The 6,786-nt window shown below is 58.1% G+C and carries 7 protein-coding genes; 3 read left to right on the forward strand and 4 right to left on the reverse strand.

Annotation, left to right across the window (positions count from 1 at the left end; all coding sequences use genetic code 11):
• Positions 1–20 precede the first annotated feature (20 nt).
• A complete protein-coding gene (locus tag FYJ43_RS11805; protein ID WP_154565116.1) occupies positions 21–125 on the reverse strand; it encodes a methionine/alanine import family NSS transporter small subunit in 105 nt (34 codons plus the stop codon).
• The gene (locus FYJ43_RS11810) at positions 122–1,741 is read right to left on the reverse strand and encodes a sodium-dependent transporter (RefSeq protein WP_154565118.1); all 1,620 of its coding nucleotides are present in this window, start codon (positions 1,739–1,741) and stop codon (positions 122–124) included. Before FYJ43_RS11810 ends, FYJ43_RS11805 begins: the two co-directional genes overlap by 4 nt.
• 153 nt (positions 1,742–1,894) lie before the next feature.
• On the opposite strand from FYJ43_RS11810, the gene msrA reads away from it, so the two are divergent.
• Complete coding sequence (gene msrA, locus FYJ43_RS11815; protein WP_154565120.1) at positions 1,895–2,527, forward strand: peptide-methionine (S)-S-oxide reductase MsrA; 633 nt, start codon at positions 1,895–1,897, stop codon at positions 2,525–2,527.
• 112 nt (positions 2,528–2,639) lie between these two features.
• Complete coding sequence (locus tag FYJ43_RS11820; protein ID WP_154565122.1) at positions 2,640–3,503, forward strand: aldo/keto reductase; 864 nt, start codon at positions 2,640–2,642, stop codon at positions 3,501–3,503.
• A 3-nt stretch (positions 3,504–3,506) separates the two neighbouring features.
• Here the strand turns inward: FYJ43_RS11820 and FYJ43_RS11825 are convergent, their stop codons facing one another.
• Entirely contained in the window at positions 3,507–5,435 is a 1,929-nt protein-coding gene (locus FYJ43_RS11825) for an OPT family oligopeptide transporter (RefSeq protein WP_195839996.1), read from the reverse strand.
• A 134-nt stretch (positions 5,436–5,569) separates the two neighbouring features.
• A complete protein-coding gene (locus FYJ43_RS11830) occupies positions 5,570–6,001 on the reverse strand; it encodes a GtrA family protein (protein ID WP_154565188.1) in 432 nt (143 codons plus the stop codon).
• Positions 6,002–6,136: 135 nt separating this feature from the next.
• Between FYJ43_RS11830 and FYJ43_RS11835 the strand changes: the two genes are divergently transcribed.
• Complete coding sequence (locus FYJ43_RS11835) at positions 6,137–6,628, forward strand: GNAT family N-acetyltransferase (protein WP_154565126.1); 492 nt, start codon at positions 6,137–6,139, stop codon at positions 6,626–6,628.
• Positions 6,629–6,786 lie beyond the last annotated feature (158 nt).

Consider the following 6,786-nt stretch of genomic DNA (forward strand, 5'->3'; position numbering starts at 1 on the left):
CCTCGTGTCAAGCTTTCTCGTCAGTCTTGTTCAGGATGATGGAAGAGCGAGATGGCCGACGCGGTGAGTCCACCCCACACCGTCACCATCGCAATGATCATCATGACGATCGCTGATGCGCTCATACCAGTGCTCCTTCCTGGGTGTCGTGGGTGTTTTCGCGAGCTAGCTCCTCTTCTTGGGTGAGCTCATGATGAATCGCCGAGCGATGCGGCCACGGAATGAGTGACAGCACTACCGCCACGACAACGACGAGAACCGACATTCCCCAGCCAAAAATCCCGACGAAGTTTCCCGGCATCCCGCCGTATCCCTTGTTCGCGACAGTGATGATCTCGGTGATCCACAGGCCCAACAGCACCAACGGGGCGACGACGCTGACCAGGGCCATCCACACCTTGTTGACCTTGAACGAGGAGTACTCGTTGAGGTGATCGCGCAACACTGGCAACGCCCGCAACCCCCAGGAAATGACCAAACTCGCAACCAGAGCAACCCCCACGATGCCGATGTTGTTAATGAAGTGGTCGGTGACGTCAAGCAAATTGAGACCCGTCGTCGTCGGGAACAACACGATCGACGCGATGGCCGTCACTCCGCCGATGATCCAGGTGGCCGCCTTACGCGACGTACCTGTCTTCTCTCGGAACGCAGCGATGACAACCTCGAGCAAACTAATCATCGAGGTAATGCCGGCAAAGACCAGGGAAACAAAGAACAGCACCCCCAGGATCGGTCCGACAGCACCGGCTTGGCTGATGATCTGTGGGAAAGCGATAAAGGCCAACCCGATCCCCGAACCAGCGACCTCACTCACCGGCTTACCGGATGCAGTCGCCATGAATCCGAGGGCAGCGAAGACACCGAGACCCGCAAGGATTTCAAAAGATGAGTTCGCGAATCCCACAACCAAGCCAGACCCCGTCAGGTCAGACTTCGGCTTGAGGTAGGACGCGTAGGTCACCATGATCCCGAACCCAACCGATAGCGAGAAAAAGATCTGCCCGTACGCGGCCATCCACACCTGATAGTTGCCTAGAGCAGCCCATGACGGAGTAAACAACGCATTGAGTCCGAGTGAAGCACCGTCGAGCGTGAGGGCGACGATAACCAATGCAATGAACATCACGGCGAGTAGGGGCATGAATACCCACGATGCTCGGGTAATGCCCTTCTCGACGCCGGTCGCCATGATGGCGAGCACAAAAAGCCACAGCAACAACAACGGCCAGAACACGCCAGACACGAAGTGAAACTCGACGTCAACGTTGCTCGCCACATGCAGGAAGCTGCCGGTGAGGAACCCCTCGGGGTCGTTTCCCCACGCTTTCGTCACAGAGAATCCGACGTAACGGATAGCCCACGCAATGATGACCGCGTAGTAGATGACGATTACCCAACAAATGAGGGTCTGCCACCACCCAATAGCCTCCATGCGCTTATTAAGACGGCGTAGCGCCATCGGCGGGGAGCCCCGGAACTTGTGTCCGACAGCGTAGTCGAGGAACAACAACGGAATACCAGCCGTGAGCAGAGCCACCAGATAAGGCACAACGAAAGCTCCGCCACCATTGCTGTAGGCAACATAAGGGAACCTCCAAATGTTGCCCAATCCGACCGCAGAACCGATAGCAGCGATGAGAAAGGCACCTCGCCCGGTGAAACTTTCACGCCGCTGTGGCTTCCCAGTGGTGCGCCCCCCACCTGCAACGGTCGCACCAGACTGCGCGAGGTCAGACATGTTGATCCTTTCCTGCGGTGAACTTCGGTGACACAGTCTCACATAATGAAGAGTTGGGACCAGATCATGGACCACCCCTTGAGATGGACAGGAATGGATCGCAACGGTGGTTCGTTGACGTGACGACACATTTGACCTGACAGGAGAAGGTGCATGAATAAAACGGACATCGTCTCACCGGAAAACGCGCTTCCTGGGGGTCATACCCCTGTACTCGTCATGCCGTTTTTCCACCGAGTGACCGGAGACCGGCTCGATCGCTCCTTTTCAGGCTCAGAGACGATCTATCTGGCCATGGGATGCTTTTGGGGAGCTAAAAAGCTCTTTTGGACCACCGACGGGGTGCTGCAGACCGCCGTCGGGTACATGGGTGGATTCACTCCAAACCCCACCTACCGTGAAGTGTGCACCGGAAGGACTGGTCACGCTGAAACCGTTCGGGTGACTTACGATCCAAGCCAGGTCTCGACCGAGACGATCCTCACTGCCTTCTTTGAAAACCACGACCCCACTCAGGGAATGCGGCAGGGCAATGACGTGGGCACCCAATACCGCTCAGCGATCTGGTGTTCTACCACCGAGCAGTTCATGGCAGCTACCACCCTTAAAGGCACTTTCCAAGCCAACCTACTTAACGCCGGTTATGGGGCTATCACCACCGCAATCTCCCTGGCCAACGGCGTTGAGTTCTACCTCGCGGAAGCTGAGCACCAGCAATACCTCGAAGAAAACCCCTCCGGCTACTGCCCCGTTCATGCCACCGGGGTGTGCCTGGCCAACTCGTGAGGACGGAGCTCTCCTCGGCGCCCCGGATCCACCCGGTCGCGGCACGATTGACCGCCACGATGCAGCTTTCACGCCCTCGGAGCATCATGGATAGCACCACGAAGGGAGATTCATGAAGTACCGCCAGATCGGACCTTTCCGCACGTCAGCAATCGCGTACGGCTCGATGCCGCTATCTATTGAGGGCCGGCCCCACCGTGATGCCGCGATCAAGGTCCTCCACGACGTCCTCGACGCCGGGTGCACTCATATCGACACGGCGTGGGCCTACTACCAGGCGGGAGGCGAAGAACAGTACGGCGAAAAACTCGTCGCCGACGCTTTGGCGTCCTGGGAGGGTGACCGTTCGACGATCTCGGTTGCTACCAAAGTGGGACACTTCCGCTGCTTCAATGACGCCGGGCAGGCCGTCTGGGACGTCGATGGATCGCCCCAGCGGCTGCGTCGTGATGCCCAACTGTCAGCCGAAGCATTGCGCACCGATCAGATCGACCTGCTCTACCTTCACCGTCCCGACCCGAAAGTTGACTACGAGGACATGGTGAAGACCCTGGCCAGCATCCTGGATGACGGTTTGGCGCGTACTGCCGGCATCTCGAACGCGAACCCCGACCAAATTCGGCTAGCCCACGCCATCCTCGGTGATCGTCTCGTAGCAGTACAGAACCAGTTCTCCCCAGGATTCATGTCGTCGCGTCCAGAGATGGAGTTGTGCGGCGAGTTGGGGCTGGCCTTTGTGGCGTGGAGCCCGCTGGGCGGATACCGTCGTCCCCTCGACGAAGACGCATTCGCGGCTTTCCAGCGTATCGCCGATGCGCGCGGCATCAGCCGGGCACAGGTCATCCTCGCGTGGGAACTCAAGCAAGGCCCGCACGTCATCCCGATTCCCGGCTCCCATCGTTCCCAGACGATTCTCGACTCTCTCAACGCCGTCGACCTCACACTGACCGATGAGGAGCTTGCCCGGCTACCGTAATCCTCAGACTTCGACGCGCTCTTTCGCCTCGCGCTTGGTCCACTGGTACAGGGCCGCGATTGCAGCAACGAAAATAATCACGCCGACAATCCCTGCACCGCCGTCCCACGACTCAGGCGCGATCGCGATAGCGTCCTCGGACCCTGCCGCTGCGATCATCGCGGCATAAATGACGCCAAATATCGACTCACCGACGATGAGGCCCGTAGCCAGCAAGATGCCGGTGCGCTTCTTACCTTCGACGTCGCCGCTGGTGTGAGCGGCCCACCTGTCGAATAGCCAACCGAGCGCAGCACCAATCGGGATGGTCAGGGACAACGTCATCGGCAGGTACATGCCCATACCGACGGCGAGCGGCGGAAGGGAGAACTTCTTGGTGGTGTGAGTGAGAATCTCGTCAATGACGATGACGCCAACACCTACCAAGGCACCAATCCCCATAAGTCCCCAGTCAAGGGACCCACCGAAAACACCGGTAGCGAGCGAGGAAATAAGAGTAGCTTGCGGCGCCTGGAGAGCATCTGGGCCAGCACCCGGAGCGCCTTGGAAACCAAAGGCCGTCTGCATGAGCTGCATCACCGGCGGAATGATCGCTGAACCAAAGATGACGCCAATGATGAGCGCAATCTGCTGCTTCCACGGCGTCGAACCGACCAGCTGGCCTGTTTTCAGGTCCTGCAAATTGTCATTCGAGATCGTGGCGATACCAAAGACGATAGATGCGGTGAACAAGGTGTAGGCCACGAGCTTGACTGTCTCATCGCCACCCACGGTGCCATACGTGAGCTTAATGAGCAGCGCAGCTACCAAGACGACAAGAATGCCGACACCAGAGATCGGGCTGTTCGATGCGCCAATAAGGCCAGCCATGTAGCCACACACCGAAGCAACGGCCAAACCGACCAACAAAATGAAGACCAAGCTCACAACAATGACACCGGTCATAGACCGCGAGACGACCATGTCGCGGGCAAACCCCCACAGCAGCAAGCCAATCGGAATCATCGAGATCAGGACGACGGTCAAGACGACAGAAATCGGCAGGTCGCGCTCAGTCAGCGGAACCTCCCCGCCCTCGTGGCGAGTCTTGGAGGACCGCATGGAATCGCTGATGCCCCTCGTAATCGGCCCGATGACTTTAATAAGGGTCCAAATGGCTGCGACACCGATAGCGCCAGCACCGACGAAGCGAACATCGCTGGAGAAAACGTCTTGGATGACGCTGAGGTCACTACCGACCTTGCCCGACACCCGCCACGGCAGAATCGCGCCATACGAAATAATAAGACCGACGAGCATGGCTGCAGCAACGGCGACGCCAACCAAGTGACCGACGCCGATGAGGGCCATCGACATGCTTACACCGACCATCGAGCCGCTGCTATCACCAGCTTTGAAGGGTTTGGTCAGGGCAGACTTCACAAGCTTGAGATCCGACAACAGTGCGTACCCTGCTGAGACGAGCGACCCGACGATGATAACGCGCAGACCCACCTTGTTGGCCTCTGCGGCACCAGCCGAATCGCCGACCTTAAGCACCTCGGCTCCGGCAACGCCCTCAGGGTAGGGAAGGTCTGAGCCAGTGACGAGGGCTCGGCGTAACGGAATCGAGTACATGACGCCAAGGACGCCGCCTACCAGACAGATAGCCAGGGTGGTCCAGTACGGAAATCCCGTCCACCAGCCAACCATAATGAGGCCGGGGAGGACGAAGATGATCGCCGACAAGGTTCCAGCCGCCGAAGCGATGGTCTGGACGATGTTGTTCTCTTCAACCGAGTGTCCCTTAAAGTGCCGCAATACGGCCATTGAGATGACGGCGGCCGGAATAGATGTGGCAAAGGTCAGACCGACCTTGAGCCCGAGATAGACGTTCGCCGCAGTAAAAACCAACGTCATGAGGCCGCCGAGGATTATGCCTCGTAGCGTCAATTCACGTATTGAGGTACCCGGCTGTCGGGCTGACGCTGACGAGCTCGATAGGTCAGACATACTCCCCTTCTTCCATAAGATGGCTCAACCACTATGCCACCATCACACGCAGAAAGTTCAGAAAGAACTGCCTTTTACACCAATTGTCGTCTGCCGGACTTCGGAAACACCCAAATGCTCAACATCACATAGACGTAAAGCCCCTCGATGCACGCCGCAGTCAGCCTGGCAAGCTCAAAATGAACACCAACGTATTCCAGCAAAGATGACAGCCCAAGGGTCAAGCAGACGTAATTAGTCACCATTGTCACGACGTAGCGACCGCTTTGACGACCTAAGCTGCCATGGGACTGAAAGTTCAGCCATCTATTGACAAAGAACGAGTAGATGGCGGATAGCCCATAACCCAGAGACACCGAAACTGGATACGGCAGTCTGACTCCCCGGAAGAACACTGCCAATAGACTCATGTCGATAAGAAAACCCAGTCCATTAATGATGCAGTAGCCAATGAACGTGACGGGTAAGCCCGACAGTGGAAATGGCAGAATGGAGTGGACAGTCAAGCACCCCCGCGCAAAGACGCGAGGAGCCGAGCGCCGAGGGATCCTTCTCACCCTGATACGTTTCGCGCTCGTTGCCATAAAGCCATTCTTGCAGGCCTATCAAGCACCGTCGTCACCGGTCGATACTCTGACGCCATGGCAACGACGAGACGAGCAACGCCAGCAGATCTACCACTCATGATCCATGCCCTCAGGCATGCAGCAGGCGGGGTGAACGGACCACTCGACGTCGAGGAATGCCGGACGAGCCCAGCCATCGCTCATTACATCAACGGGTGGACGCCAGATCAGGTAGGCCTGATCTGTCTGGCCGCTAATACCCCCATCGGTGCCGCGTGGATACGTGATCTTCCCGAAACAGACCCTGGTTACGGATTCGTTGCCCCAGGGATCCCCGAATTGACGATCGCGATCTCTCCTCACCACCGTGGAAAAGGCCACGGCAGCTACCTGCTAGCAAGCCTCCTGGACTCCTGCCGTAGGAGCGGAATCAGGTCGGTCAGCGTCGGCGTTGATGCTGGTAATCCGGCCGCGGAATTGTTTCAGGAGGCGGGTTTTGTTTCGGTGTGTCGCAGGGATGGCCGAGTGGTGATGTTGCGGGTTAGTGACGCGTCTACTGGTGTATGAGTGGCATCAACGATGGTGTGAGGTGTGTCGATCGCGGTGTTGGGGTGGTGGGTTTCGGTAGTGAGGGTCTGGAGTTGGTGAGGGGGTTGCGGGGCACCCCCTGTCCCCTGTGCACGTGTCTTGTGGGTGTGTGCACACGCGCGTGTTGGACCCCACCC

The organism is Cutibacterium porci (assembly GCF_009696315.1).
Classification (GTDB): Bacteria; Actinomycetota; Actinomycetes; order Propionibacteriales; family Propionibacteriaceae; genus Cutibacterium; species Cutibacterium porci.